Source organism: Rhodanobacter sp. G1 (assembly GCF_055397855.1).
Window position 1 is genome coordinate 742,539 of sequence record NZ_AP039674.1, and the last position, 26,306, is coordinate 768,844.

21 protein-coding genes are annotated in these 26,306 nt (G+C 62.9%); 8 read left to right on the forward strand and 13 right to left on the reverse strand.

Annotated features, from left to right (window positions below; translation table 11 throughout):
- Positions 1–590: 590 nt before the first annotated feature.
- The 4 genes from cyoD to cyoA all read right to left on the reverse strand — a co-directional run bounded on the left by cyoD (position 591) and on the right by cyoA (position 4,644).
- Positions 591–971 (reverse strand): cytochrome o ubiquinol oxidase subunit IV, encoded by a 381-nt coding sequence (gene cyoD / locus ACZ5Z2_RS03120; RefSeq protein WP_464760522.1) that lies wholly within the window; start codon positions 969–971, stop codon positions 591–593.
- The gene (gene cyoC / locus ACZ5Z2_RS03125; protein WP_464760523.1) at positions 968–1,585 is read right to left on the reverse strand and encodes a cytochrome o ubiquinol oxidase subunit III; all 618 of its coding nucleotides are present in this window, start codon (positions 1,583–1,585) and stop codon (positions 968–970) included. Before cyoC ends, cyoD begins: the two co-directional genes overlap by 4 nt.
- Entirely contained in the window at positions 1,582–3,570 is a 1,989-nt protein-coding gene (cyoB, locus tag ACZ5Z2_RS03130) for a cytochrome o ubiquinol oxidase subunit I (RefSeq protein ID WP_464761655.1), read from the reverse strand. The genes cyoC and cyoB overlap by 4 nt, the downstream gene beginning before the upstream one ends.
- A 75-nt stretch (positions 3,571–3,645) precedes the next feature.
- The gene (gene cyoA, locus ACZ5Z2_RS03135) at positions 3,646–4,644 is read right to left on the reverse strand and encodes a ubiquinol oxidase subunit II (RefSeq protein ID WP_464760524.1); all 999 of its coding nucleotides are present in this window, start codon (positions 4,642–4,644) and stop codon (positions 3,646–3,648) included.
- A gap of 200 nt (positions 4,645–4,844) precedes the next feature.
- Between cyoA and ACZ5Z2_RS03140 the strand changes: the two genes are divergently transcribed.
- Positions 4,845–6,170, forward strand: coding sequence for an MFS transporter (locus tag ACZ5Z2_RS03140; RefSeq protein ID WP_464760525.1), 1,326 nt, complete (start codon positions 4,845–4,847; stop codon positions 6,168–6,170).
- A gap of 58 nt (positions 6,171–6,228) precedes the next feature.
- Positions 6,229–7,011 carry an SURF1 family protein gene (locus tag ACZ5Z2_RS03145; RefSeq protein ID WP_464760526.1) on the forward strand — a complete coding sequence of 261 codons (783 nt, stop codon included), beginning with the start codon at positions 6,229–6,231 and terminating at the stop codon, positions 7,009–7,011.
- Positions 7,012–7,024: 13 nt separating this feature from the next.
- On the opposite strand, the gene ACZ5Z2_RS03150 is transcribed toward ACZ5Z2_RS03145, so the two are convergent.
- From ACZ5Z2_RS03150 to rfbB, 5 genes are read right to left on the reverse strand one after another with little or no spacing between them, the layout of a single operon-like run.
- Positions 7,025–8,437 (reverse strand): mannose-1-phosphate guanylyltransferase/mannose-6-phosphate isomerase, encoded by a 1,413-nt coding sequence (locus ACZ5Z2_RS03150; protein ID WP_464760527.1) that lies wholly within the window; start codon positions 8,435–8,437, stop codon positions 7,025–7,027.
- Positions 8,438–8,450: 13 nt separating this feature from the next.
- A complete protein-coding gene (gene rfbD, locus ACZ5Z2_RS03155; protein WP_464760528.1) occupies positions 8,451–9,380 on the reverse strand; it encodes a dTDP-4-dehydrorhamnose reductase in 930 nt (309 codons plus the stop codon).
- Positions 9,377–9,934 carry a dTDP-4-dehydrorhamnose 3,5-epimerase gene (rfbC, locus tag ACZ5Z2_RS03160; protein WP_464760529.1) on the reverse strand — a complete coding sequence of 186 codons (558 nt, stop codon included), beginning with the start codon at positions 9,932–9,934 and terminating at the stop codon, positions 9,377–9,379. The genes rfbD and rfbC overlap by 4 nt, the downstream gene beginning before the upstream one ends.
- Positions 9,931–10,815 (reverse strand): glucose-1-phosphate thymidylyltransferase RfbA, encoded by an 885-nt coding sequence (gene rfbA / locus ACZ5Z2_RS03165; RefSeq protein WP_464760530.1) that lies wholly within the window; start codon positions 10,813–10,815, stop codon positions 9,931–9,933. Before rfbA ends, rfbC begins: the two co-directional genes overlap by 4 nt.
- Positions 10,812–11,861, reverse strand: coding sequence for a dTDP-glucose 4,6-dehydratase (rfbB, locus tag ACZ5Z2_RS03170; protein WP_464760531.1), 1,050 nt, complete (start codon positions 11,859–11,861; stop codon positions 10,812–10,814). The genes rfbA and rfbB overlap by 4 nt, the downstream gene beginning before the upstream one ends.
- A 196-nt stretch (positions 11,862–12,057) precedes the next feature.
- Here rfbB and ACZ5Z2_RS03175 point away from each other — a divergent pair, with 196 nt between their 5' ends.
- The 5 genes from ACZ5Z2_RS03175 (at position 12,058) to ACZ5Z2_RS03195 (ending at position 20,090) form a co-directional block, all read left to right on the forward strand.
- Positions 12,058–13,227, forward strand: a complete 1,170-nt coding sequence (locus ACZ5Z2_RS03175) for a trans-sulfuration enzyme family protein (RefSeq protein ID WP_464760532.1) — start codon at positions 12,058–12,060, stop codon at positions 13,225–13,227.
- A gap of 150 nt (positions 13,228–13,377) precedes the next feature.
- Complete coding sequence (locus ACZ5Z2_RS03180; protein WP_464760533.1) at positions 13,378–14,124, forward strand: ABC transporter permease; 747 nt, start codon at positions 13,378–13,380, stop codon at positions 14,122–14,124.
- On the forward strand, positions 14,114–15,529 hold the full coding sequence (locus ACZ5Z2_RS03185) for an ABC transporter ATP-binding protein (protein WP_464760534.1): 1,416 nt from the start codon (positions 14,114–14,116) through the stop codon (positions 15,527–15,529). Before ACZ5Z2_RS03180 ends, ACZ5Z2_RS03185 begins: the two co-directional genes overlap by 11 nt.
- Positions 15,526–17,673, forward strand: a complete 2,148-nt coding sequence (locus ACZ5Z2_RS03190) for a glycosyltransferase (RefSeq protein WP_464760535.1) — start codon at positions 15,526–15,528, stop codon at positions 17,671–17,673. Before ACZ5Z2_RS03185 ends, ACZ5Z2_RS03190 begins: the two co-directional genes overlap by 4 nt.
- A gap of 5 nt (positions 17,674–17,678) precedes the next feature.
- Complete coding sequence (locus ACZ5Z2_RS03195) at positions 17,679–20,090, forward strand: hypothetical protein (protein ID WP_464760536.1); 2,412 nt, start codon at positions 17,679–17,681, stop codon at positions 20,088–20,090.
- 7 nt (positions 20,091–20,097) lie between these two features.
- Here ACZ5Z2_RS03195 and ACZ5Z2_RS03200 read toward each other — a convergent pair whose 3' ends face one another.
- The 3 genes from ACZ5Z2_RS03200 to galE are packed head-to-tail and all read right to left on the reverse strand — an operon-like array spanning position 20,098 to position 23,289.
- A complete protein-coding gene (locus ACZ5Z2_RS03200) occupies positions 20,098–21,546 on the reverse strand; it encodes a glycosyltransferase family 4 protein (RefSeq protein WP_464760537.1) in 1,449 nt (482 codons plus the stop codon).
- On the reverse strand, positions 21,543–22,277 hold the full coding sequence (locus tag ACZ5Z2_RS03205) for a glycosyltransferase family A protein (RefSeq protein ID WP_464760538.1): 735 nt from the start codon (positions 22,275–22,277) through the stop codon (positions 21,543–21,545). The genes ACZ5Z2_RS03200 and ACZ5Z2_RS03205 overlap by 4 nt, the downstream gene beginning before the upstream one ends.
- Position 22,278: 1 nt before the next feature.
- On the reverse strand, positions 22,279–23,289 hold the full coding sequence (gene galE, locus ACZ5Z2_RS03210) for a UDP-glucose 4-epimerase GalE (RefSeq protein WP_464760539.1): 1,011 nt from the start codon (positions 23,287–23,289) through the stop codon (positions 22,279–22,281).
- A gap of 359 nt (positions 23,290–23,648) precedes the next feature.
- Between galE and ACZ5Z2_RS03215 the strand changes: the two genes are divergently transcribed.
- A complete protein-coding gene (locus tag ACZ5Z2_RS03215; protein ID WP_464760540.1) occupies positions 23,649–24,173 on the forward strand; it encodes a hypothetical protein in 525 nt (174 codons plus the stop codon).
- 556 nt (positions 24,174–24,729) lie between these two features.
- On the opposite strand, the gene ACZ5Z2_RS03220 is transcribed toward ACZ5Z2_RS03215, so the two are convergent.
- Complete coding sequence (locus tag ACZ5Z2_RS03220) at positions 24,730–26,286, reverse strand: hypothetical protein (RefSeq protein ID WP_464760541.1); 1,557 nt, start codon at positions 26,284–26,286, stop codon at positions 24,730–24,732.
- Between the last annotated feature and the right edge of the window lie 20 nt (positions 26,287–26,306).

The window sequence follows — 26,306 nt, forward strand, 5'->3', positions numbered from 1 at the left end:
AGCCCCATGCGGCTTATGCCGGAGGCCTTTCGCACCAAGGCTTGTTTGCTCCTGCGAGGATCTTCGTGGATCGCTGCAGGGCTCTACCCTCAGTTCTCAGATACGGTGCGGAGTGGCCGCAGTGAAGCTCGTGACGGTGGGAGTAGTTCCAACCTCCTCGACACAGCCTGCTTGTAATTCCGGCGGATTGAACTAGGCCCTTCTCTCTTGGTTACTTCTCTTTGGGCCAGCAAAGAGAAGTAACTCGAGCGCCGGCAGGCGATCGAAAGCCCGCCGCAGGCGAGCCAAAATGCGGAATCGGAAGGTTGTTGCAAGCACCCGCCCCTCACCCTAACCCTCTCCCCAAAGGGGAGAGGGAACTTGCCCTCGCGTCGGCCCGCAGTAGACGATCGTCGAGCCTTGTTCCTTGCGAAACGGGGAATCTCCGCGCCGCGCGTTGGAAACGCCGAGCAAGTAGACGCGACAACATCCCCTCGCGCGAGGCGGCAAAACGAAAAAGCCGGCATCGCCGGCTTTTTCTCGAGATAGTGCGGCCATGGCTGGCCGCCCGTGTGATCTTCGCGATCATGGATGACCGCAAAAGCCGAAGCTCACGCCCCGTGCTGGTACTGCGCCGACATCGGCATCATTAGGGAGTTCTCGTTGTACATCACCCAGATGGATGCGCCCAGCACGATCACCACCAGCACGATGGTGAAGACGAAGGACAGCATGTTCCAGCCGCCTTCCGAGCGCGTGTCCAGGTGCAGGAAGTAGATCACGTGCACGAGGATCTGCACGACGGCCAGCAGCAGCACCACGGTGATGGTCAGCCAGTGGCTCTGGAACACGTGGCCCATCACCAGCCAGAACGGGATGATGGTGAGGATGCTCGCCAGCACGAAGCCGGTGAGGTAGCTGCGCAGGCTGCCGTGGTTCGCGTGCTCGTCGTGGCCGTGCGCGGCGTGGTCGTGGGAATCGGAATGGCTCATCGCAGCACACCTGCCAGATAGACGAAGCTGAAGACGCCGACCCACACCAGGTCGAGGAAGTGCCAGAACATGCTGAGGCACTGCATGCGGCGGATGTTGGCCTCGGTCAGGCCGAACTTGCCGAGCTGCACCATCAGCACGATCAGCCACAGGATGCCGACGGACACGTGCAGGCCGTGCGTGCCGACCAGGGTGAAGAACGAGGACAGGAAGGCGCTGCGGCCGGGGCCGGCGCCGTCGGCGATCATGCCCACGAACTCGTGGATTTCCAGCGTCACGAAGCACGCCGCGAGCAGGCCGGACACGGCCAGCCACAGCATCACGGCGCCCTTGCGCTTGCGCGCCATCTCCAGCATGGCGAAGCCGAAGGTCACCGACGAGACCAGCAGCAGGGCGGTGTTGATCGCCAGGCCGTGCAGGTCGAGCACCTGCGCCGCGGTGGGGCCACCCGCGGTGCTGGTGCCGAGCACCGCGTAGCAGGCGAACAGCGACGCGAAGATGAAGCAGTCGCTCATCAGGTAGATCCAGAACCCGAGCAGGGTTCCGTTGTGCGCGTGCGGTTCCTCGTGGCAGAGGAACGGCGACCGCGCGGTATCGACAGCCATGCTGCTCATGCGTTTGCTCCCTGGGCCGCGTCCTGCCAGTTGCCGCTGTGCTCGAACGCGCGGACTTCATCCTTCGGGATGTAGTAGTCGCGGTGGTAGTTGAAGGTGTGGACGATGCTGGCGACGATGACGCCGACGAAGGACGCCACGGCCAGCCACCAGATGTACCAGACCAGGCCGAAGCAGCAGGCGAAGGACAGCACGCCGACGATCACGCCCGTGGCGGTGTTCTTCGGCATGTGGACGTCGTTGAAGCCCGCCAGCGGGCGCTGGTAGCCGTGCTGCTTCATGTCCATCCAGGCATCGCGCTGGTGCACGTTCGGCACGAACGCGAAGTTGTAGGCCGGCGGCGGCGACGAGGTGGCCCATTCCAGCGTGCGGCCGTTCCACGGGTCGCCGCCCACCGCGTACTGCTTGCGGCGCAGGATGCTGACGGCGATCTGCAGGATGAAGCTGCCGATGCCCAGCGCGATCAGCCCGGCGCCGATGCCGGCGACGATGAAGTACGGCTGCAGCGCGGGGTTGTCGAAATGGCTCAGGCGGCGGGTCACGCCCATCAGGCCCATGATGTACAGCGGGCCGAACGCCAGCCAGAAGCCGATCTGCCAGAACCAGAAGCTGCACTTGCCCCAGAACTCGTCGAGCTTGAAGCCGAACGCCTTGGGGAACCAGTAGTTGACGCCCGCGAACACGCCGAACACCACGCCGCCGATGATCACGTTGTGGAAGTGCGCGATCAGGAACAGGCTGTTGTGCAGCAGGAAGTCCGCCGGCGCCACCGACAGCATCACGCCGGTCATGCCGCCGATGGTGAAGGTGAACAGGAAGCCCATCGTCCACAGCATCGGCACGGTGAACTGCACGCGGCCGCGGTACATGGTGAACAGCCAGTTGAAGATCTTCACGCCCGTGGGAATGGAGATGATCATCGTGGTCAGCGAGAAGAACGAGTTGACGTCCGCGCCCGAGCCCATCGTGAAGAAGTGGTGCAGCCACACCAGGTACGACAGGATCATGATCGCGCAGGTGGCGTACACCATCGACGAGTAGCCGAACAGCGGCTTGCCCGAGAAGGTGGGCACGATCTCCGAATACACGCCGAAGATCGGCAGGATCAGGATGTACACCTCCGGGTGGCCCCACACCCAGATCAGGTTGATGTACATCATCACGTTGCCGCCGAAGTCGCTGGTGAAGAAGTGCGTGCCGACGTAGCGGTCCAGCGAGAGCAGGAACAGCGTGGCGGTGAGCACCGGGAAGGTGGCGATGATCAGGCCGCTGGTGCACAGCGAGGTCCAGGTGAACACCGGCATCTTCATCATCGTCATGCCGGGCGCGCGCATCTTGATGATGGTGACCACGAAGTTGACGCCGCTGAGCAGGGTGCCCACGCCGGAAAGCTGCAGGCCCCAGATGTAGTAGTCGACGCCCGGGCCCTGCTGCAGCTCGGACACGGGAGGGTAGCCCAGCCAGCCGGCGGTGGAGAAGTCGCCCACGAACAGCGACACCATGAAGGTGATCGCGCCCCAGAACGTGAACCAGAAGCTCAGGTTGTTGAGGAATGGGAACGCCACGTCGCGCGAGCCGATCTGCAGCGGCATCACGTAGTTGATCAACCCCACGATGTAGGCCATCGCGACGAAGAAGATCATGATCGAGCCGTGCGCCGTGAAGATCTGGTCGTAGTGCTCGGGCGGCAGGTAGCCCATGTTCGGGCCGAAGGCGATCGCCTGCTGGGCGCGCATCATCAGCGCGTCGGCAAAGCCGCGCAGCAGCATCACCGTGCCGAGGATCATGTACATGATGCCCAGCTTCTTGTGATCCACGCTGGTGAACCACTCGCTCCACAGGTAGCCCCACAGGCGCTTCTTGGTGATGAGGCCCAGCACGGCCAGGCCGCCGAGCATCACCGCGCAGAGGGTGACGAGGACGATGCGGCCTTCGAGGTCGGGTTGCAGGAACGGCAACGAGTCGAGCGTGAGCCGGCCGAACAGGAAGCTCCTGGCGGCGGGATGGTTGATTGGTTCAAGCATGGTCTGGATCCCGGAAAACAGATCGGTGTGCGCGGGTCAGCGCGCCTTGGCGGCCTGCGCGTCGGCAGGCTTCGCGGCATGGTTGGACGCGTCGTCGTCGTGCATGCCCGGCATGTCGGGCATGGCGCCGCCGGCATGGGCGTCGGCGGACATCGCCGGGTTCATGCAGGTCTGGCTGGCGTCGACGCAGCGCTCGAGGATGCGCGTGAACAGGCCCGGGTCGAAGCTGGCGAAGGAGCGCGCCGGCACGTCGCGCTCGGGCTGGCGCAGCTGGTCGTAGGCCTGCAGGTCGAGCGTGCCGCCGGCCGCGCGGGCCTTGGCCACCCAGCCGTCGAAATCGTGCTGGCTCAGGCCTTCGAAGGTGAAGCGCATGTCGGTGAAGCCGGCGCCGCTGTAGTTGGCGGAAAAGCCCTGGTACTGGCCCGGCTTGTTGATGACCGCGTGCAGCACCGTCTGCATGCCGGGCATGGTGTAGACCATGCCGGCCAGCTCGGGCACGGAGAACGCATCCATCATGGCGTCCCCGGTGAGCTTGAACTGGATCGGCCGATCCACCGGCGCCGCCAGCTGGTTCACCGTGGCGATGCCGTACTGCGGGTAGAAGAACAGCCACTTCCACTGCAGCGACACCACGTCCACTTCCAGCGGCTTGACGTCCGCCGGCACGGGCTGGCCCGGCGCCACGCGGTCGAGCGGGCGGTAGGGGTCGAGCTGGTGCGTGCCGATCCAGCTGATCGCGCCGACCGCGATGATGATGATCAGCGGCGCGGCCCAGACCAGCAGCTCCAGGCTGGGCGAATGATCCCAGTGGGCGTCGTAGCGGGCCTGCTTGTTGGAGGCGCGGTAGCGCCACGCGATGATGCCGATCGCGATCAGCACCGGCACGACGATCAGGGCGATGATCGCCGTGGTGACGATCATCATGTCGCTTTGCTGGCGCGCGACGTCGCCGGCGGGATCGAGCAGGGCGAGGTGGCAGCCGGCAAGCGACGCAAGCGGAAGCAGCAGCAAGCCGCGGAGACGTTTCACTGTCATGGACGCGTATGTCTTTTCTAGGGAGGCAACGGGGGAGCTGCTTACACCGCTCCCGCAGGGGGCGCCTATAATACTCCCTAACGCAGTCGAGTTTCCCGGCTGGACGGGGTCGTCCAGATGTGGTTCGGTGTCGCATCGCCGCCGCCCACAACCGGTTTGTTCGACAATACCCGTTGCACGCGCTTCTCCACGGAATCCCCATGTCTATCAGCAACGCCCAGTCGGCCGCACACCCGGCATCCCTTGCGCACGGCGCGAATCCCCACGACCAGCTCACCTCGGGCGACCTCGCCATCGGCGTGGTGATCGGCCGCATCTGCCAGTCCTTCGACCTGTTCGTGTTCGGCCTGGGCTGCGTGCTGGCGTTTCCGGAGGTGTTCTTCCCCTTCGCCAACCACATGGACGGCGTGTTCTATTCGTTCGTGCTGTTCGCGCTGGCCTTCGTCGCGCGCCCGCTGGGCTCGATGTTCTTCGTGGTGCTGCAGCGCCAGTTCGGCATCGCCGCCAAGCTGACCATCGCGCTGTTCCTGCTCGGCATGGCGACCGCCGGCACGGCCTTCCTGCCCGGCTACTCCACGCTGGGCTGGGCCGCCATCCTGGTGCTGGCGGGGCTGCGCTTCATGCAGGGCTTCGCGCTGGGCGGCAGCTGGAACGGCCTGGCCTCGTTGGCTGCGCTCAAGGCGCCGAAGGACAAGCGCGGCTGGTACGCCATGCTGCCGCAGCTGGCCGATCCGATCGGCTTCGTCCTCGCCGCGGCCCTGTTCGCCTACATCTGGGCCGCCCTCACGCCGCAGGAGTTCATCCAGTGGGGCTGGCGCTACCCGTTCTTCGCGGCGTTCGCCATCAACATCGTGTCGCTGTTCGCCAGCCTGCGCATGGTGGTGGCGCCGCGCTACGTCGAACAGCTCAAGGAGCGCGACCTCGAACCCGCGTCGATGCGCCAGCTGGTGCGCGAGCAGGGCCGCAACGTCGCCCTGGGCACGTTCGCGCCGCTGGCGAGCTACGCGCTGTTCCACCTGGTGACGATCTTCGCGCTGTCGTGGGCGGTGCTCTACACGCAGCAGTCGGTGACCAGCTTCCTGCTGGTGCAGATCGTCGGCGCCTTCGTGGCCATGCCCTGCATGGTCATCTCCGGCAAGGTGGCGAACCGCTTCGGCCGCCGCACCACGTTGGCCGTGGGCAGCTTGCTGATCGCGGTGTACAGCGGCTGGACCGCGCTGCTGCTGTCCGGCGGCGTGGTGAACAGCTACCTGTTCATCATCGTCGGCTACGCCCTGCTCGGCTTCGCGCATGCGCAGGCGGCCGGCGCGGTGAGCGCCAACTTCCCGCCGGAGTTCCGCTACTCCGGCGCCATGATCACCTCGGATCTGGGCTGGCTGATCGGTGCGGGCTTCGCGCCGCTGGTGGCGCTGTCGCTGGCCATCTACGCCGGCGTGCCCTACGTGGGCCTGTACCTGCTGTCGGGCGCCGCCGGCACGCTGGCCGCGCTGTGGTTCAGCCGGCAGGGTGGCCTGCCGAACGACTGACGGATCAGGCCTCTGCCGATCGCCTGTCGCACCATCATGCGGCGGGCGATCTTCCGCCATGAATCCCGACATCTCGAATCCTTCCGACGGCAACGAACGCCAGGTGCGTGGCCCGCTGGCGCTGGTGCTGCTGGCGTTGTTCGGCGTCGCGCTGTTCTCCGCCTTCGTGGCGCTGGGCACCTGGCAGGTGCACCGGCTGGCCTGGAAGACGGCGCTGATCGCGCGTACCAACGAGCGTGTGCATGCGCCGCCCGTGCCGGCGCCGCGGCAGGCGCAGTGGGCCACTGTCACCCCGGCCAGTGCCGAGTACCTGCGCGTGCGTCTCCACGGCCGGTGGATGGACGTCCACCAGACGCGGGTGTGGACGGCCACTGCGGCCGGTTCCGGCTACTGGATACTCACACCGCTGCGCCGCGATGACGGCAGCGTCGTGCTGGTCAACCGCGGCTTCGCACCGGACGGCTGGTGCGACTTCAAGGGGCATTGCCCGCCGCCGCCGCCGGGTGAAGTCACCGTCACCGGCCTGCTGCGCATCAGCGAGCCCTCCGCACTGTTCCGCCACAACGATACGGCCACTGACACCTGGTACACCCGCGACGTCGCGGCCATCGCCAGGGCGCGCGGCCTCACCGACGTGGCGCCGTACTTCGTCGATGCGGATGCCGGCGCGGATGCAGCGGCATGGCCGCGCGGCGGGATGACGGTGATCCATTTCCCGAACCACCACCTCAACTACCTGATCACCTGGTACGTGCTGGCGTTGATGGTGCTGGGCGCGGCGGTGTACGTGGCGCGGGACGAATACCGCCTGCGGCGCAACCTGAGGCAGCGTAAGCGGTAGTCGGGACGGGCGCTCAGGCGCGCCCGTACACGTCGTCGTAGCGCACGATGTCGTCCTCGCCCAGGTAGCTGCCGGACTGCACCTCGATCAGCTCCACCGCCACCTTGCCGGGGTTGCGCAGGCGGTGCGTGCTGCCCAGCGGGATGTAGGTGCTCTGGTTCTCGCCGAGCAGGAACACCTTGTCGCCGCAGGTGACCTCGGCGGTGCCGGAGACCACGATCCAGTGCTCGGCGCGGTGGTGGTGCATCTGCAGGCTGAGGCTGGCGCCCGGCTTCACCACGATGCGCTTCACCTGGAAGCGTTCGCCGGCCTCCAGCGAGTCGTAGCTGCCCCAGGGGCGATGTACCACGCGGTGGAAGGAATGCTCGCTGCGGCCATCGGCCTTGAGCTGCTCGACGATCTTCTTCACGTCCTGCGCGGCGTCGCGGTGCGCGACGAGGGTGGCGTCGGGCGTGCTGACCACGACCAGATCCTCCACGCCGACAGCGGCGACGAGGTGGCGACCGTGCGAGCGCAGCAGCGAGTTGCGCGTGTTCACCGCGAGCGTGTCGCCCTCGCGCAGGTTGCCCTCGGCGTCGCGCTCGCCGGCCAGCCACAGCGCCGACCACGAGCCGATGTCGCTCCAGCCGCAACTCACCGGAACCACCGCGGCACGCGCGGTCTTTTCCATCACCGCGTAGTCGATGGAATCCTCCGGCACCTGGGCGAAGGTCTCCTTGTCCACGCGCACGAAGTCGAGGTCGGCGTGTGCGGCGGCGTGCGCGGCGCGCACGGCGGCCAGCATCGCGGGCGCATGCTGGCCCAGTTCTTCCAGGTAGCGGTCGGCGCGGAACAGGAACATGCCGGAGTTCCAGTCGTAGCCGCCATCGGCGAGGTAGCCCTCGGCGGTGGCGAGGTCGGGTTTCTCCACGAAGCGCTGCACGCGGAACGCGCCTTCGCCCAATGCCTCGCCGCGGCGGATGTAGCCGAAGCCGGTTTCGGCGCGGTCCGGGCGGATGCCGAAGGTGACCAGCCAACCCTGCCGGGCGGTCGACAGCGAACGCTGCACGGCATCGACGAAGGCAGCGGTGTCGGCGATCAGGTGATCGGCCGGTAGTACCAGCAGCACCGCATCGGCATCGCGCTTCAGCGCCTCCAGCGCGCCCAGCGCGATCGCCGGAGCAGTGTTGCGCGCCAGCGGCTCCAGCACCACGGTGCCGTCGTCAACACCAGCTTCGCGCAACTGCTCGGCGGCGAGGAAGCGATGATCCTCGCTGGCCACCACGATGGGTGCGGCCATGCCGGGCAGCTCACGGGTGCGCGCCACAGTCTGCTGGAACAGCGTGCCGTGGCCGGCCAGCGAGAGGAACTGCTTGGGCAGGTTCCGGCGCGACACGGGCCACAGGCGGGTACCGCTGCCGCCGCTGAGAATCAAAGGGATCAACATCGTTCTGCCGTCCTTAGTTTGAGCAAAGTGTATTGATGACGTCGCGCAAGCCGCCTTGCCAATCCGGTGGAGCATATCCGAAGCGTTCGGCAAAGCCCGAGTTGTCCAGCACCGACCACGCTGGGCGCCTGGCTGGCGTGGGGTAATCGGCGGTGGTGATGGCCACCACGCGCGGTACGCGCGGCAGCAGGCCGCAGGCGCGCGCCGTTTCGAAGATCGCGGTGGCGAAGCCGTGCCAACTGGTGTAGCCGCTGGCGACCAGGTGGTGCGTGCCTTCCAGCGTGCGGCGTTGTGTGGTGTCGGCGGCTCGCCATGCATCCAGTGCGGCCAGCGTGCCGGCCACGATCAGCGCGGTGGACGTGGGCGCGCCGATCTGGTCGGCCACCATGCGCAGCTCGTCGCGCTCGGCGCCCACGCGCAGCATGGTGCGCAGGAAGTTGTGGCCATGCGGTGCATACACCCAGGCGGTGCGGAAGATGAAATGCGCCGCGCCGCTGTCGCGCAGGGCGAGCTCGCCGGCCAGCTTGCTGCGACCGTAGGCGCCCAACGCTGCGGTGGGCGCATCCACGGGGTAGGGCGCGCTGGCTGCGCCGTCGAACACGTAATCGGTGGAGTAGTGGATCAGCAGTGCGCCGTGCGCGGCAGCCCAGCGCGCCAGCACGCCGACTGCTTGGCCGTTGACGCGCGTGGCCAGCGCTTCCTCCTGCTCGGCCCGATCCACCGCCGTGTAGGCGGCGGCGTTGAGGATCGCCTCGGGGCGCACGCGGTCGAGCAGGGCTGGCAGCGCATCGGGTTTCGCCAGATCGGCGGTCTCGATGGCAGCGCCGTCGTAGCGCTGGCCGTCCCGGCTGGCGGAAAACAACTCGCCGCGCGCGGCCAGTCCGCCATCCTCGACGAAGCTGCGGCCAAGCTGGCCGTTCGCGCCCAGCAACAGGATCCTCATGCTGCGTACACCGGCAGGCGTTCGGCAGGCAGGTCAGCCAGCAACGGCGTCTTGGTGTCCTTGTCCGACAGCAGCGGCGCGCTGATCGGCCAGTCGATACCTAGCGCGGCGTCGTTCCAGCGGATGCCTGCGTCGGCCTTGGCGTCGTACAGCGCCGTGCACTGGTAGCTGAAGGTGGCGAACTCGGACACCACGCAGAAGCCGTGAGCGAAACCCTCCGGTATCCAGAAGTGGCGGTGGTTCTCGGCGGTCAGCATCGTTGCTGTCCATTGGCCGAAAGTGGGCGAGCTGCGGCGGATGTCCACCGCCACGTCGTATACCTCGCCCTCCAGCACGCTGACCAGCTTGCCCTGCGGGTTCGGCCACTGGTAGTGCAGGCCGCGCAGTACGCCGCGCGCGGAGCGCGATACGTTGGACTGCACGAACGTGCGGTCGATGCCGGCAGCACGATACTTCGCTTCGTTGTAGCTTTCGTAGAAGAAGCCGCGGGCGTCGCCGAACACCTGGGGTTCGATCACCACGGCACCGGGCAGACGGGTCTCGAACACTTTCATCGCACCAGCCCCTGCCGGGTCAACTGCTGGAGGTATTGGCCGTAGCCGGTCTTGGCCAACGGTTCGGCCAGCGCGGCCAACTGGTCGGCATTGATCCAGCCGTTGATGTAGGCGATCTCCTCGGGGCAGCAGACCTTGAGACCCTGGCGGTTCTCGATGGTCTCGATGTAGTTGCCGGCCTCCATCAGCGACTCATGCGTGCCGGTGTCCAGCCAGGCAAAACCGCGGCCGAGCTGTTCCAGGTGCAGCGAACCGTCCTCGAGGTAGCAGCGGTTGAGGTCGGTAATTTCCAGCTCGCCGCGCGGCGAGGGTTTCAGCGAGGCGGCGTAGTCGCAGACGCGGGCATCGTAGAAATACAAGCCGGTGACGGCATAGTGCGACTTGGGCTTGGCAGGCTTTTCTTCTAGGCCGACTACCTTGCCGTTGGCGTCGAACTCGGCCACGCCGTAGCGCTCGGGATCCTTCACCCAGTAGCCGAACACCGTGGCGCCATGCTCTCGCGCCGCGGCACGCTTCAGGCGCTCGGTGAAGCCGTGTCCGTAATAGATGTTGTCACCCAGCACTAGGCAGCTGGGCTGGCCAGCGATGAAATCGCGGCCGATGGTGAAGGCCTGCGCCAGGCCGTCCGGCGAAGGCTGCACGGCATAGTGAATCTCGACGCCCCATTGCGAGCCGTCGCCGAGCAGGCGCTGGAACATCGCCTGTTCGTGCGGTGTGTTGATGACAAGGATCTCGCGGATGCCGGCCAGCATCAGCGTGGCCAGCGGGTAGTAGATCATCGGCTTGTCGTACACCGGCAATAACTGCTTGCTCACTGCGCGGGTGATCGGGTGCAGCCGCGTGCCGGAGCCTCCGGCGAGGATGATGCCCTTGGTGGTCATTGGCCGAGCCTCTCCATGCGGTAGCTGCCGTCCAGCACGCGCTGCACCCACGGCTGGTTGGCTAGGTACCAGTCCACCGTGGCGGCGATGCCGCTCTCGAAGGTCTGCGAAGGTTTCCAGTCCAGTTTGCGCTGCAGCTTGGAGGAGTCGATCGCGTAGCGGCGGTCGTGGCCGGGGCGATCCTTCACGTAGGTGATCAGCGATTCGCGCTTGCGACCATCGGCCAGCGGACGGCGCTCGTCCAGCAAGGCGCAGATCGCCTTCACCACGGTGATGTTGGTGCGCTCGGCGTTGCCGCCCACGTTATAGGTTTCGCCCACGCGGCCGGCCTCCAGCACGCGGCGGATGGCTGAGCAGTGATCGCCCACGAACAGCCAGTCGCGGATATTGAGGCCGTCGCCGTAGACCGGCAGTGCCTCGCCGGCCAGCGCCTTGGCGGTGACTAGTGGGATGAGCTTCTCGGGGAACTGGAACGGCCCGTAGTTGTTCGAGCAGTTGGTGGTGAGCACCGGCAGGCCGTAGGTGTGGTGGAAGGCGCGAACCAGATGGTCGGAGGCGGCCTTCGACGCGGAATACGGCGAGTTCGGCGCGTACGGCGTGGTTTCGGTGAACATGCCTGTTTCGCCCAGCGAGCCATACACCTCGTCGGTAGAAACGTGCAGGAAGCGGAACGCGTCGCGCGCGGCGCCTTCCAGCCCGCGCCAGTAGTCGCGGGCGCATTCCAGCAGGCCCAGCGTGCCCACCACGTTGGTCTGAACGAACTCGGCGGGGCCGTCGATGGAGCGATCCACGTGCGATTCGGCGGCGAAGTTCACGATGGCATCGGGCTTGTGCTCGGCCAGCAGCTTCGCCACGAGCGCGCGGTCGCCGATGTCGCCCTGCACGAACACGTGGCGAGGATTGCCATCGAGCGAGGCCAGGGTGTCGAGGTTGCCGGCGTAGGTGAGCTTGTCGAGGTTCACCACGGCGAGGCCGTCGGCCACCGCCTGCAGCACGAAGTTAGCGCCGATGAAGCCGGCGCCGCCGGTGACAAGTAGGGTTTGCATGAGGACGCTTGATCCATGTAGCGGCAGAACCTCATTTTTGCATGCCCGCACCGCGACTCAAATACGCAAGCATGCCTTGTCCGGAACGGATGCCGGCTTTGGTTAAGGCAAATCCCGGCCTCGCGGGTACAATGAGCGATTAACTCACACGCGGTGGCCGGTTTCCGGCGATTGCCGCCCAGCACGGTTCCCGGTCATGCCCAAGAAGACGCCTGTCGACAGCCTCGGCCTAGGTACCCGCGCGATCCACGCCGGCCAGCACCCGGATCCCTCGACCGGCGCCATCATGACGCCGATCTACGCCACGTCCACCTACGTGCAGGAAAGCCCCGGCAAGCACAAGGGCTACGAGTATTCGCGCACGCAAAATCCCACGCGCATCGCGTACGAGCGCTGCGTGGCGGATCTCGAAGGCGGCGTAGCCGGTTTCGCCTTCGCTTCCGGCCTGGCGGCGGCAGCCACCGTGCTGGATCTGCTCGACTCGGGCAGCCACGTGATTGCGATGGACGATCTCTATGGCGGCAGCTATCGCTTGTTCGAGCGCGTGCGTCGTCGTTCCGCCGGACTGGATTTCAGCTTCATCGACCTCAACGACGGTGCGGCACTGAAGGCCGCGCTGAAGCCGAATACGCGGATGATCTGGGCCGAGACGCCCACCAACCCGATGCTGAAGCTGGTGGATCTGGCCAAGGTCGCCACCTTCGCGAAGAAGCACGGCCTGATCCTGGTGGTGGACAACACCTTCTGCTCGCCGATGGTGCAGCGTCCGCTGGAGTTTGGAGCCGACCTGGTGCTGCACTCCGCCACCAAGTACCTCAATGGTCACTCCGACATGGTGGGCGGCATCGTGGTCGCCGGCAGCAAGGTGTTGGCCGAACAGATGGCCTTCCTGCAGAACTCGGTGGGCGCCGTGGCCGGCCCGTTCGACGCCTTCCTCGCTATGCGCGGCCTGAAGACCCTGCACCTGCGCATGCGCCAGCACTGCGCCAGCGCGCTGGAACTGGCCGGCTGGCTGGAAAAACATCCGGCGATCGAGCGCGTGATCTACCCCGGCCTGAAAGGCCACCCGCAACAAGCGCTGGCGAAGCGCCAGATGCAGGGCTTCGGCGGCATCATCAGCATCGAAGTGAAGGGCGGCCTGAAGAAGGCGCGCCGCATGCTGGAGCGCTGCGAACTGTTCGCGCTGGCCGAATCGCTGGGTGGCGTGGAAAGCCTGATCGAACACCCGGCGATCATGACGCATGCCTCGGTGCCCTCTGCCAACCGCAAGCGGCTGGGCATCAGTGATGGTCTGGTGCGATTGTCGGTCGGGGTGGAGGACATCGCTGATTTGCGCGACGAGTTGAATGATGCGCTGGCCAAGTGATCCCGGTGCTGCCTGCACATTGCCTTGATTGCAATTGAAAGTAGTGGGTGTTTCAGGAAGGAATTGCATGTGAACTCTGGAAATACATATCCGACCAGTCTGCTGTATGCAGGTCAATCCCTGATTCGGCATGGGCGGCTCACCTACGACATGATCAAGCGCGAAGTGGTCGGCCGCTATCGGGGGGCCGTGATGGGGCTGCTTTGGTCGTTCTTCACGCCGATACTGATGCTGGTCGTCTATACTTTCGTGTTCGGCGTGGTGTTCAAGTCACGCTGGGTGGGGGGTACAAGCTCGCGATCCCAGTTCGCCGTGATTCTTTTTGCGGGCATGATGGTGTTCAACCTGTTTTCCGAGTGCATCAATCGTGCGCCAGGCCTCGTGCTGTCCAGCCCGAATTTTGTCAAGAAGGTCGTATTTCCTCTTGAAATACTGCCGGTGGTCGCGTTCGGTTCGGCGCTGTTCCATTTTTTCGTGAGCGTGCTGGTCTGGCTGGTGTTTTATCTTGTCGTCTTCGGGTTGCCGTCCGTCGATGCGCTTTGGTTCCCCGTCGTCATTCTGCCCTTGGCGTTGCTCACAATCGGGATATCGTGGGGTCTGGCGTCGCTTGGCGTCTATTTGCGGGACGTGGGCCAGGTCATCGGGGTCATTACCACGATAGTGATGTTCATGTCGCCCATTTTCTATTCGATGGATTCGATCCCCGAGAAATATCGCGGCTACATGTACATAAGCCCGGTCACTTATTTCGTCGAGCAAACCAGGGATTTGCTGGTGTGGGATAAGGGGATGCATTGGGTGGCGTGGTGCAAGGTGATGCTGGTGTCGCTCACCATCGCCGCCCTGGGGTTCGCTTGGTTCCAGAAGACCCGGAAAGGATTTGCCGATGTCATCTGAAAACGCCATCGAGATCAATGGTCTCAGCAAGTGCTACCAGATTTACGAAACGCCGCGTGACCGGCTGTTGCAGATGCTGTTTGGCCGGGGCGAAAGACGCTATTACCAGGAATTCTGGGCGTTGCAGGATATCGACTTCAGCATTCCCAAGGGCAAGGTGTACGGGATCCTCGGCAAGAATGGGGCCGGCAAATCAACGCTGTTGCAGATCGTCTGCGGCACGCTGGCGCCTACCACGGGCACGGTAGCGGTCAAGGGCAAGGTGGCGGCGTTGCTGGAGCTGGGTTCAGGGTTCAATCCGGAATTCACCGGCATCGAAAACATCTACATGAATGCCCAGCTCCTCGGCCTGAGAAAGGACGAGGTGGACGCGAGGCTGGATCAGATCATCGCCTTCGCCGACATCGGCAACCACGTGCATCAGCCGGTCAAGACGTATTCCAGCGGCATGTTCGCCCGCCTGGCGTTCTCGGTGACGATCCACGTGGAGCCGGACATCCTGATCGTCGACGAGGCCCTGAGCGTCGGCGATGCCTGGTTCCAGCACAAGAGCATGGCCAGCATGCGCAGGTTGATGGAAAGCGGCTGCACGGTGCTGTTCGTCAGCCACTCCATCGACGCCGTGCGTGCGCTCTGCGATCACGCCATATGGATCGAAGGCGGCAGGGTGAAAATGCAGGGCGGCGTCACCGAAGTCACCAATGCCTACATGAACGAAGTGTTCATCGAGCACAATCGCATCGTGCTGGAGTCGATGGATGACCATGCCGGATCCGGGGCCTCGGATGAGGCTGAAGTCTTCAGTGAAGCAGCCCATGACGGTCATGCAGCCGAAGTGCCAGTCGAGTTCGGCGGAAGCGTCGGGTCGGATACCTGCGACGAGATCGCGCCGGCAGAAATCGCCCCGATCCCGGCCGTCGAGGCTTCCTTCGATCATTGGATGGCCTCGCCTACACCGGGCGATGAATCCGTGTTGCGTGTCGTATCGCTGCAGGTACTCGATGCCAAGGGGTTGCCAACGACCAAGCTTGAGCAAGGGGAGAAGTTCACGCTCGCTGTCGACGTGTTGTTCCACAAGGCTATGCGGAACATCAGCGCGGGGTTCCTGATCAAGGATCAGTTCGGCCAGGAGCTTACCGGCGAAAGTGTCTTCAATACTTTTCGCAGGAGCCTGGATGTTGGCGAAGGGCAACTGGTTCGTTTCCGCTTCTCGTCGAGCATGCTGTTGCGTGGAGGCCAGTCCTACAGCGTTGCTATCCGCCTAAACAAGGTCAGCAAGTGGGATCGCAGCGATAACGTCGTCATCTACGCGGACGAGCTGGCGCTGGTTTTCGACGTGCTCTCCGATAACGACAATCCCATGTGGTTCAAGTTCAAGATGCCTTTCCGGGTGACCTACCAATGACGAATGGAATCGACGTAAGCGTTGTCCTCAACATGCACCGCGAGGCGCTCATGCTTGAGCCAACCCTGCGCTCGTTGCAGCAGTGCGCCGAAGAAGCGGTTGCTGCCGGTATCGTCGTTGAGTTGGTGGCAGTTTTCGACTGCGCCGACGACGCAACGCGGGAGGTGTTCCGTTCGGTCGAGCTTTCCGCCTACTGCCGTGTGGTGGAAGTGGAGGTCAACCTCGGCTCACTTGGCTTGGCGAGGAATGCCGGCATCGAGCAGGCCAAGGGTGAGTACATCTGGACGTCCGATGCCGACGATCTGGTGTCGTCCAATTGCATCGTCTCCCTGCTGGATACCGCGCGCCAGCACCCAAATCCCAAGGTAGTGGTTTTTCTGGAGTATCTTTGCGCCTTCGGCGACAAGTACTTCAACTGCCGTTACGTAGGCTCCGAATACCTGACGGCGGCGGACTTCGCTTTCCAGCACCCTTATGTATCGCGGATCTTCGTGAGCCGATCCACTTTCGAGTCGATCCGCTACCACGATTTGCGCGTCACTTCGGGCTTTGCCTACGAAGACTGGTATATCAATTGCGAATTGCGCGCCATGGGGTACGACATGGCCGTGGCGCCGGATACGGTGTTCTTCTACCGCCAGCGGGCGGGCAGCCTTCTGCGCCAGGCAGATGCGGCATCGGCGCGCCTGGTGCCCCACAGCAGACTCTTCGATGTCGAGCCATTCCTGGCGGACATGCGGGCTTGCCGTGAACGGGTAGGCGACTGGCAACAATTCATGCGCCGGCGCCAGGAGGTTTTTCACGCCGACAACACCCGGAGCTTGATGCAGTCCGGACGGTTGGTTGGCTACCTCCGGGATGCCGCGCGGCTCGAGCCGGAGATTGAACCTCATCGGGTCGAGTCGACGCACAGCTATTGCCCCCTGCCCTGGGATCCGAAGCATTGGGGCATGCAGATGGAGAGCCTGTACCGCATGCTTGGCGCAGGCAAGTTCACGGATGTCGTACTGTTGCCCTGGCTGAGGCCGGGTGGTGCGGAGAAATACATCCTGCACATCCTCGAGGAAATCACCCGGCAACAGCCCGATACCCGGTTGCTGGTGATTGCCGGAGAATCGGCCAGCCGGCACGAATGGGCGACCAAGCTTCCCAAGTCGACCGTTTTCATCGACATCTACAATGCCTTCCCCTCGCTCGACGACGCGGCGCGTGATGCCATGCTGATGCGTGCGATGCTGGCCGTGTCGAATGAAGGCGCGCGCTTGCACGTCAAGTCGTCGGTGTTCGCCCATCGGTTGCTGGACGCCTATGCGCCCGTATTGGCTGGCCACTTCCGGCCCGTCTATTACCGTTTCTGCGACGACACCTGCCATTGGCGGGAGCTGTCGCTGCGTGGCCCGTGGGGCGTCAAGGTGATGCGGCGGCATCTTCCCGGTTTCTGGAAGGTCGTCAGCGATTGCGTTGCCACCGTGGAGGCCGATCGGGATGTCCTGGGCACATTGCAGTCGAAATACGAGACGATCTACACGCGCTGCGAATTACCGCCGATGGTGAAGCATGGTCACAAGCCGGTGCGTCGCCTGCTGTGGGCTTCGCGGATCTGTCCACAGAAACGCCCGGGGTTGCTTGCCGGCATCGCCGGGGCGCTCAAGCTGGCCGGACTGGATAATGTCTCGATCGAGGCCTACGGTACACCGGATGCCGGCATCGACCCGAAAACCGTCTTCGGGGATCGCTCGCTTGGCATCACCTATCACGGCAAGTTCTCCTCGTTCGAGGAGCTTCCCATCGAATCCTGCGATGCGTTCCTTTACACCAGCGGCTATGACGGACTTCCCAACATCCTGCTCGAGGCCCTGGCGGCGGGCTTGCCCGTCATTGCCCCGGACGTGGGCGGCATCGGCGAGGTCGTGAGGTCCGGCATCACCGGCTGGCTGGTCGAGGGGGCCGATGAGCAGGCTCTGGTACAGGCTTATGCCCGCACCATAGGGCACTTCTACGAAAACTGGAATGCAGCGGCGGACATCGCAACCAGTGGCCGCCGCCTGATGGAAAGCCAGCATGGGGCAACGGCTTTCGCATCGCGTGTTGCAGACGTTTTTGGTCTCGGTGAGACCGTGACGAAGACAAAAGAGATGGCTTGAGCCCCATGCAGTTCTATCTGTACGCAGACAACGAAAGCGCCGAATTGCTTGCTGCAGCGCGCCCGAAGGCGTTGTTGATCGGCAGCGACTTTGGCTACGGCAACTTTGGCGACGTGCTTCAGCACCTCGGTGCGGTGAAGCTGGTTCGGGCGTGGACGGATCTCGCCGTGGTGTCGTTGTTCATGCTGGAAGCCTTGTCCCGGCAGGTCGATGCCGCATCCTTGCGCAAAAGCTATGGGGTGGATGCGTTGCTGTTCGCCTCAGAGGCGCCAATCAAGCCCGATGAGGCAGCAAGGCTCGGTTTGCGGCTGACCCATGTCGTCTGCAATGTGTCCTTCGTGTATCTGTACGGCGGCGGATACCTCAATGAAATGTGGGGGGACTCCGTTCTACAGCCTGCCGAACAGTTCCTTGGGCAACTCGTCGATGTTCCGTATGTGATATCCGGGCAACAGCTGTCCGCCGGCTTCGTGCAACAGACTCGGGAGCATGTGGAGAAGTTCAGGCCACGGCTCGTGGGGATGCGCGACAGCGCATCGCTCGATCGTGCGATTGCGGGTGGCATGCCTGCCGACTTTTCCTTCGACGATGCGGTCGAGCAGTTGCTTGAACTGCACCGCAAGTTGGACTTGCGAGAAGGCGATGGCGCATTCCTTCATCTGAACACATCCGGCTATACGGGGAACGATGCGGCGTTGGCCGAAATGGCGGCCCATTTGCGCCTGGTGGCCACCCGTGTCGGGAGTAGTGGCCATCCCGTACTTTTCCAAGCGTTTCAGGATGCGCGGGAAGCAGTGGTCGATTCCATCGAAACCGTCAAGCGCTTGGAAACCGGATTTCCGTTCTCCGACATTGAAACCGCCTTGCTGGTGCGGGCCATCCTGGGTGACGAAGACAGTGGCGCGCCGCGCGTGCTGACCGGGCGCTTCGGCTACTCCAGTTCGTACCACGTGACGCTCTGGCTCCAGTTGCGTGGCATCCCATGCTGGTTGCGCGGCAGCAACAAGTACTACGAGCAGAAGCGGAAAGCGTTGGATATCGAAGGCCGATTCGAGGATTTCCTCGAGCGCATGCAGTGCCCCGATCATGGCGAGAACCTGCGCGCACGTGCGCTGTGGCTGGACAAGCTTCAGCAGGTCATGGTGTCGATCAAGCCGGCAACGAACCGGATCGAGTGGGAGTTGCCCGATGACGGTGTGCCAACGCGTCAATTCCATTTCAAGGGCGAACCTCGATTCGAGCAGCAAGTGCGGGAGGCATGGAAGGCCTATGAAGATGGTCAGCATGAGATCACGCGGCTGGGTGCTGCCCTCGAGGATGCCAGTGCAAGGCTGACGGCGGCGGAGGCCAGCCTCGCGGCGAATCGTTCGGAGACGGATATCCTGCGTGTGCGTCTGGAGGAGCACGCATCGGAGCGAGCCAGCCTGCTGTCAAGAATCGAAGCCACGGCGGAGGAGCGTGGCGAGTTGAAGGTGCAGCTTCTTGGCGTGGAAGGGCGTGCGAACGAGTTGGGCCAGTTGCTTGTAGACCGGCAACAGCGCGTCATGGAACAGGATGGATTGTTGGAAGAAGCCCGCGCCAGCCTGCATGTTTGCAGCGAGCAACTTGCCGCGGCGGAAAACGATGCACGCCATCATCGTGATGAGCGCGCACGAGCGCACGCGGAATTGCAGGATGCGTGGGCTCGCGCGCACGAATTGTCGGAACGCTTGCAGGCATGCAGCGAGCAGCTCACGGCCATGGGCGATGAGTTGCAGCGTTGTCGCGAGGAATACGCCCAAGCCCAAGCCGACTTGCAGGCGGCGGCGATACGCGAGAGCGAATTGTCGGAGCGTTTGCAGGCATGCAGCGAGCAACTCACGATCGTGGGCAACGATGCACGGTATTTCCGCGAGGAATGCAGCCGTGCCCATGTCGACTTGCAGGCTGGCTTGGCGCGTGAGAACGAGTTGTCGGAACGCTTGCAGGCATGCAGTGAGCAGCTCACGGTCGTGGGTGACGATGCGCAGCATTATCGTGAGGAATGTGCTCAGACGCATGCCGGCTTGCAGCGGGCCTTAGTACGCGAGAACGAATTGTCGGAACGGCTGCTGGCATGCAATGAACAGCTCACCATCGTGGGGCACGATGCGCGCCACTATCGCGACGAGTACAGCTCGACGCATGCGAGCCTGCAAGATGTCTCGGCGCGTGAGCGCGAACTTTCTGCGCAACTCCAGGTTGTCCTGCAAAGCCGTTCCTGGCGGTGGACTCGTTGGATGCGGGTGGGCAACCGCTTCGTCAGAACCGGTCGTTTCGATCCCGCGGGGCAGGTGGGTTGGTTCGGTGCCGCACAGATCGTCGGGCGCAAATTGCCTGTTCCGGGTCGGTGGCGATCCGCGTTGGGGCGTCTGCTGAGGCGTTGGCGCAGGCGTTGAGGCGGGTTCATCCCGCGTAACCGGGTATCGCCCGCAAGCCGTCGAGGAATGCTTCCCAACTGAAACGGGACAGGCGTGCCTGTTGCGATTGCACCCATGCACTGCGTGTTGCCGGGTCGTTCAATGCGCGGATCGCCTGGGCAAAGCGGGCCACGTCGTCATCGGGATGGATCAGCCGTTCGGTCGGGATCAGGTCGCGGATGCCGCCAATGTCGGGAGCGACGATGGGCAGCCCGGCACTGGCTGCCTCCAGCAGCACGTTGGGCATGCCTTCCCAGGCGCTGGTGTGGATGAATGCAAGGTGTTCGGGTTGGATGATGTCCTGGAAACGTTCGTAGGCCCCGTGAAGCGTGACATTGCCCTGCTTGGCGAGCATGGCGATCAGGCGTGCTTGGCCAGGTGGGTGGGCGCCGTATACGTCCCAATGGAACTCCGGCAACGCGGCGGCGAGCCTGGCCAGCAGCTCGGGGCGTTTCTGCGGTTCCATGCGACTTGCCCAGAGCAGCCGGTTCCGGTGCGTGGAAGTCGATGCCGGCTCCCATGCCAAAGGGCTGGGAAAATGCACGGCATGGAACAGCGCAGGATTGACTCCCAGTGTGCGTTGCCATTCCAGTGGGGATGCCGTGTTGTCTGTGATGACGGCGTCCAGCCATCGCGCCGCTGCAGGAAGATAAGCTTGGGTCAGTCCGGTGCGCCGACCAAGCGCATCGCGTTCGTCGCAATACAGGGACGCGAAGATCCGGCTGCGTTGCCGGATGGCCTTGCCGAACCTGTTGATGGTGCGCCAGGCGAGTTGTGAATTGATGATGTGGATGCGGGCCGGTGCCAACTGGACGAGCATCCGCGCCAGCACGCTTTCCGGCTCCAGATTGGGATCGCTCAATGCGCCGAGTTCGGCTCCGGCCTCCAGGAAATGCACGCCGTTTGGCAACCGGCTGGCCCAGGGGGAATTCAGCCATTCGGTGGCAATGACCAGCGTGCGTTGGCCAAACGCCTCGTGGCAGGCGCGCGCGTGATGCAGCGCGCCCAGATCGGCGCCGCCCGGAATCAGCCAAGGTACCAGCAGCACGGTATCGAACGACATGCCGTGGATGCGGGAGCAGAGTCGCGCGTAGGCGGCGCCCGCCTGCGTCCAGTGGATGGGGGCGAGTACCGCTGCCGGGCGCTGCGCAAGGAAGGGCTCCGGGGCAAGCATCGGATCGACATGGAGCGCTAGATCCTCCATGTCCGTGCGTGCCCATGCCGGCATACCGCGTTGTTTCCGGGGAGCGCGCCGGAGCAGTCGGCGCGCCAGTAACCGATCGGGCGACATCGGCCAGGCACGACCCGGAAACAGGCGCCTGGCAAGGGCAAGCAGATGGCCGACCACGGCGTGTTGCACGGTTGTCGGCAGCCGCGACAGCAACAGGTAATCGAACAGGCGGTAGGCACGCCCCAGCCGGCTTTGCGAAATCATCGTGCGATGTCGAACAGGCGGGTGGGCGCAATCAGCGCCTGATGGGCGGCATGTGCGCGGTTGAGCGAGCCTGCGGCTTTCTTCCGCACGTAATGTACGGTGTTGGCAGCGATCAGGTGCGGATGCCCCAGGGCGAAGGTTTCGCAGTTCCAGTGCCAGTCTTCAAAGCCGAAGCCGGATTCGCCGGGGCGTGCACGCACGTACGGCGTCCGGAGGAAGATGTCCCGCGCCGCGAAGCAACACGAGTTCCACGGGTTCATCGCCAGCATGCAGGCGGGATCGAAATCCGGCGCGTCGCTGCCGATTTGCCACCAGAGCGCATGCTCGGCCTCGAAAGTCATCACCAGTTCGGGGTGAAGGATGGCGTTGTCGCCGGCGTTCGAGAGTGCTTCCGTGCAGCGCACGATGAAATTGGCCGACAGGTAATCGTCGCCATCGCAGATCAGTATCCGGCGGCCATGGGCTTCCGCGACCGCCGCGTTGCGGGCAAGGCCCAGGTCGCCAGTATCCAGGTGCAGCAGGCGATCCGGTTTTCCAGCACTTTGAAATGCTTTCACGACGCGCGTGGTTTCCGGGTCGGGGCGGTCGAGCGTGGCGACGACCTCGACCGAAATGCCGGCACGCGCGGCTGCCGCGCAGCACCGGCCCAGCGACAGCAGGCTCTTGTGCGCAAGTAGCCCTTCCCGATGGAAGGTGATGACCGCGCTGACATCGGGCGCAATCGGCGGCATGTCAGGCCGCCTGGGCGGAAACCCGGGACTGCCAGCGCCAGGCGTCGCGGCACATTTGCTCAAGTCCGCGCTCCGCGTGCCAGCCCAGCAACTGGTTGGCCAGGGTGGGGTCGGCATAGCAACTGGCCACGTCACCGGGACGCCGCTGCACGATGCGCATCGGAATCGGCATGCCGCTTGCGTGCTCGAAGGCGCGCACGACTTCCAGCACGCTGTAGCCGCGCCCCGTGCCCAGGTTTACGGTCAGGCCGCGTTGCTCCTTGTCCAGAAACTCCAGCGCACGGACGTGCGCAATGGCGAGGTCCACCACGTGGATGTAGTCCCGTACACCCGTGCCGTCATGGGTGGGATAGTCATTGCCGAACACTTGCAGGAACCCGCGCTGCCCGCTGGCCACCTGCGCCACATAAGGCATCAGGTTGTTGGGGATGCCGGCAGGATCCTCGCCGATCAGGCCGGACGGATGGGCACCCACGGGATTGAAATAGCGCAACGTGGCGGCATGGAAATCCGGTTGCGCCGCAGCCAGGTCGCCGATCAATTGTTCGCAGACCAGCTTGGTGCGCCCGTAAGGGTTGGTAACCCGGGTGGCCGCCGTTTCGGGAATGGGGCAAGTATCCGGTTCGCCATAGACGGTGGCCGAGGAACTGAACACGAACTTCCGTGTGCCGATTGCCTGCATGGCGCGCAGCAGGGTCAACGTGCCGGTGATGTTGTTGTCGAAATAGCGCAGGGGCTGCTGCCCGGACTCGCCCACGGCCTTCAGTGCCGCAAAATGGATGACTGCCTCGATGTGTGCGTCATCGAGCAGGCGCCGAGTGATTTCTTCGTCGCGGATGTCGCCGGTCACAAGGATCGGCATACGTCCGGAAATACTGGCGATCCGCTCGGCCACGTCTGCCTTGCTGTTGCACAAGTTGTCGAGGATGAACACGTCGTGCCCGCGTTCGATCAGTTCCACGCAAGTGTGCGAACCGATGAAGCCGGTGCCGCCGGTGACCAGAACCTTCATGCGCTTGTACTCCGCGGCAGACTGGCTCGGGGGATCGTGGTGGCGCGGGTGTGGCGCATGCTGACTCCGTTCAATGGATGAGGCGTGGTGCCGCAGGCTTGCGCAGGCGGGGAGCACGGAAACCGACAGGGTTGCCGGGCTGGATCAGGGTTTGTCTGTCGGGTCATGGAGCGATGCGTTAAGATGCACTGCCGCGGCTGTGCAAGGCATCGGCCATGGCGCAACGGCGACATTTTCTGACCATACGAGTATCTGGCGCAATGCCGATTTGTGGCCGGTCGCTCAGGCTGTATGGCAGAGAGCGTTACGGATCGCGCGAAGGCGTGGCCGTCATTCAACCATCACAGCGGAGACAAGGCATGACTATTCATGGCAAGGCGGCGTTACTGGCATCTGCGGCATTTGCCTTGGCGCTGACCGGGTGCGGCGGCGGTCACGATGCCTCGACTGACACGGCGGCACCGCAGATTCAGGCGCCGGCTGCAGCGGCAACGGCTGCGCAAGGCGCTGTGCAGCGGGATTACCCATCGGCGGCCCAAGAGGCCGCGTTGAAGCTCAACTATCCGGTATTCCTGGCCTATGGCAAGGACTCCGCACGCATCACGCCGTTCTATCCCGGCGCGAGCCAGCAGCCGGTGTCGGTCAAGCTGGCGCCGAACGCTGCCGGCTACACTCTTGCGGCTGAAGGCTCGCAGTGCCAATTTCCGATCGACTACGAGTTGAAGTCCGCCGATGGCAAGCAGTTGGCCAGCGGTGAATACAAAGGCGGAACCACGACGCTGGACGGCTGGGATGCACAGACGGGCACGGCGGTACTCGGGGTGCATATGGCCGATGGTGCCAAGAACAATTTCGGTTGCAACCTCGTCGTCAACAAGAAGTAGTGCTTCAGGAAGGCATGAGCGCGCATCCCCTGCCAACGTTGAGTTAGGGATGCGAGTTGCATGAACGCCACGGGATGAATACGGTGGAAGCGGGGAGTTGGTGCCCGGCGAGAAGATGGTTTGCCAGACTCCAGATACGGGCATGTGCAGCTCGTCATCCTTGGCCAAGGAAGTGTCGATAGAGTAGCTGAGGGTTCGGCTGGGGCATGAAAAGTGTTTTACCCCGAAGTCCACACTTGAGTGCCTCGATCTTCAGATGCGCTTCGACCAGCAGCGATTTGTGTCTGTCGTTCTTCATTTATAGCATCCCGCAGATGCTGCTTCTCGGTTGCCTTCATGCCACCGCGTTCACTGGTAGAGGCTGATCAGATTGAAGCCGTGCTTGCGGTATAACTCGCCCATTGCCATGCCTGCATCAAATTGCCTTTCAAAAAATCCGATGACACGCATGCCCACCCTCATTGTTTTGACGGTCTTTACTTGGCGTTGCGTGGTACGTTTTCATGGAGTAGGTCAGATTCGGAAAAACGAGAACGGCACGGCTGTAGGAAGGGAGTTATTTCGTCATGCAAACTAACGTTGAGCCATTGGCAAGGCGCTTCATGGAACTTGGGTCTGGCCAGGCTGGGATGCCGTTGCACATGCTTCGATCGCCGCCTTTAACATTTAGCTTTTCTCCCGTCGCTGTGGCAAAGAGACCGGGATAAGCCCACTTGTCTAGGAATGCAGACTCGTTGATGCCTGGGGCGTTATATGACAGTGGTTGTTTGTGGATTGGCCATGATGCAACTATGTAAATGGGGGTATCTTCGGGTACCTGTTGAGTAAAGCGGTTGTAGATGGCTACGGCAGTACGCTGATCCCATTGTGTAAGAAGCATCTGCTGGTAAAAGAGAGAGGATCCAATAAAGCAGAAGGAGATTGTTGGTATTATCAATGCAATGGACAGGATTCGTGCTGTATTTGGCTTAATATGATTGCATGCCAAGCAATAGGTTAATGCCAGGCAAAGTCCGATCGGGGAAAATGTGCGGGGGACAAGATATCCCCACGAAAGCGCCATTGTGCTAACTGTGGCGACCGTGCCGCACGTTAGCAAGACGAGGCATGATATGCCTTGTCTTAAATCTTTCGCAAAGCACAATGCGATTGATACGGCCATAACCGTTAGCAAAAATAACTTTAATGCGTATGGAATGATTGTCTCATTGAAAAGTAGTGCGTCACATGCAAGTTTAATTATGACTTGTATGGAATTTAGGATATTTCCATTTACATGAATGGAGTAAATTGGTGTTGCGTTTACATGCATGATTGAGCGAATCAAGGCGCTACTGAGAAAATATAGGGCAGTGGCCGCAACCAAGATAACAACAAGCGAAATGATTCCTTGAACTGCATCAAGGGGCGGGGCTCCGCTCTTGCGTTCACGGCAATAACGCGCCAGTGACCACGCGCCAGCACTGATTGAAAATAGAATCAGGATGATCTGGCTTATATGGCTACATGCGACTAGGAGTACTATGCAGGTAAGTTGGCGTAAAAGGGTCTTCCGTCCGGCTATGAGACAAAGTGATGCAAATAACGTGGCATACACACAAGCATGATTGACCAAACTCATGCGAAAGAGAAAGTAGGACGTTAGATATGGGTGGGTGGCGGCAAGTGCGGCGCTTGCATAATGGTAGGGGCGGTTGATTTTTTCGTGTTTGATAAGGGTTATTGATCCCGCGATTGCTAGCGAGATCATTGCTGACGCAAGTACAAACGAAAATTCATTGATGCTGGTGAAGGATGTGTTCAGGTAGCCCAAGGCAAGAAAAAGCAACGCATTGAGGCCGCGTCCTTGAGCAACCAAATTGTATGTCGTGTTTCCTGTTGCATTGCCAAACACAAATGAATAGTCATCGATAGACATTCCCGGTAGTAATGCCCCGGCCTTGCTCAGTATTACGGCCACGAAAGTTGCCAAGCAAAGCAACCAGAAATCACGGCGATGGAGTAGATTTTCTCCATTTATTGATGGGTGCGTGCTGGCTTCATGAGATGGAGTGATACTGTCAATTGTGAGAGAGTCGGGGCTTTCGGTGGATGTTATTGCACGAGAATTCATGGGGATTTCCACCTGATTCC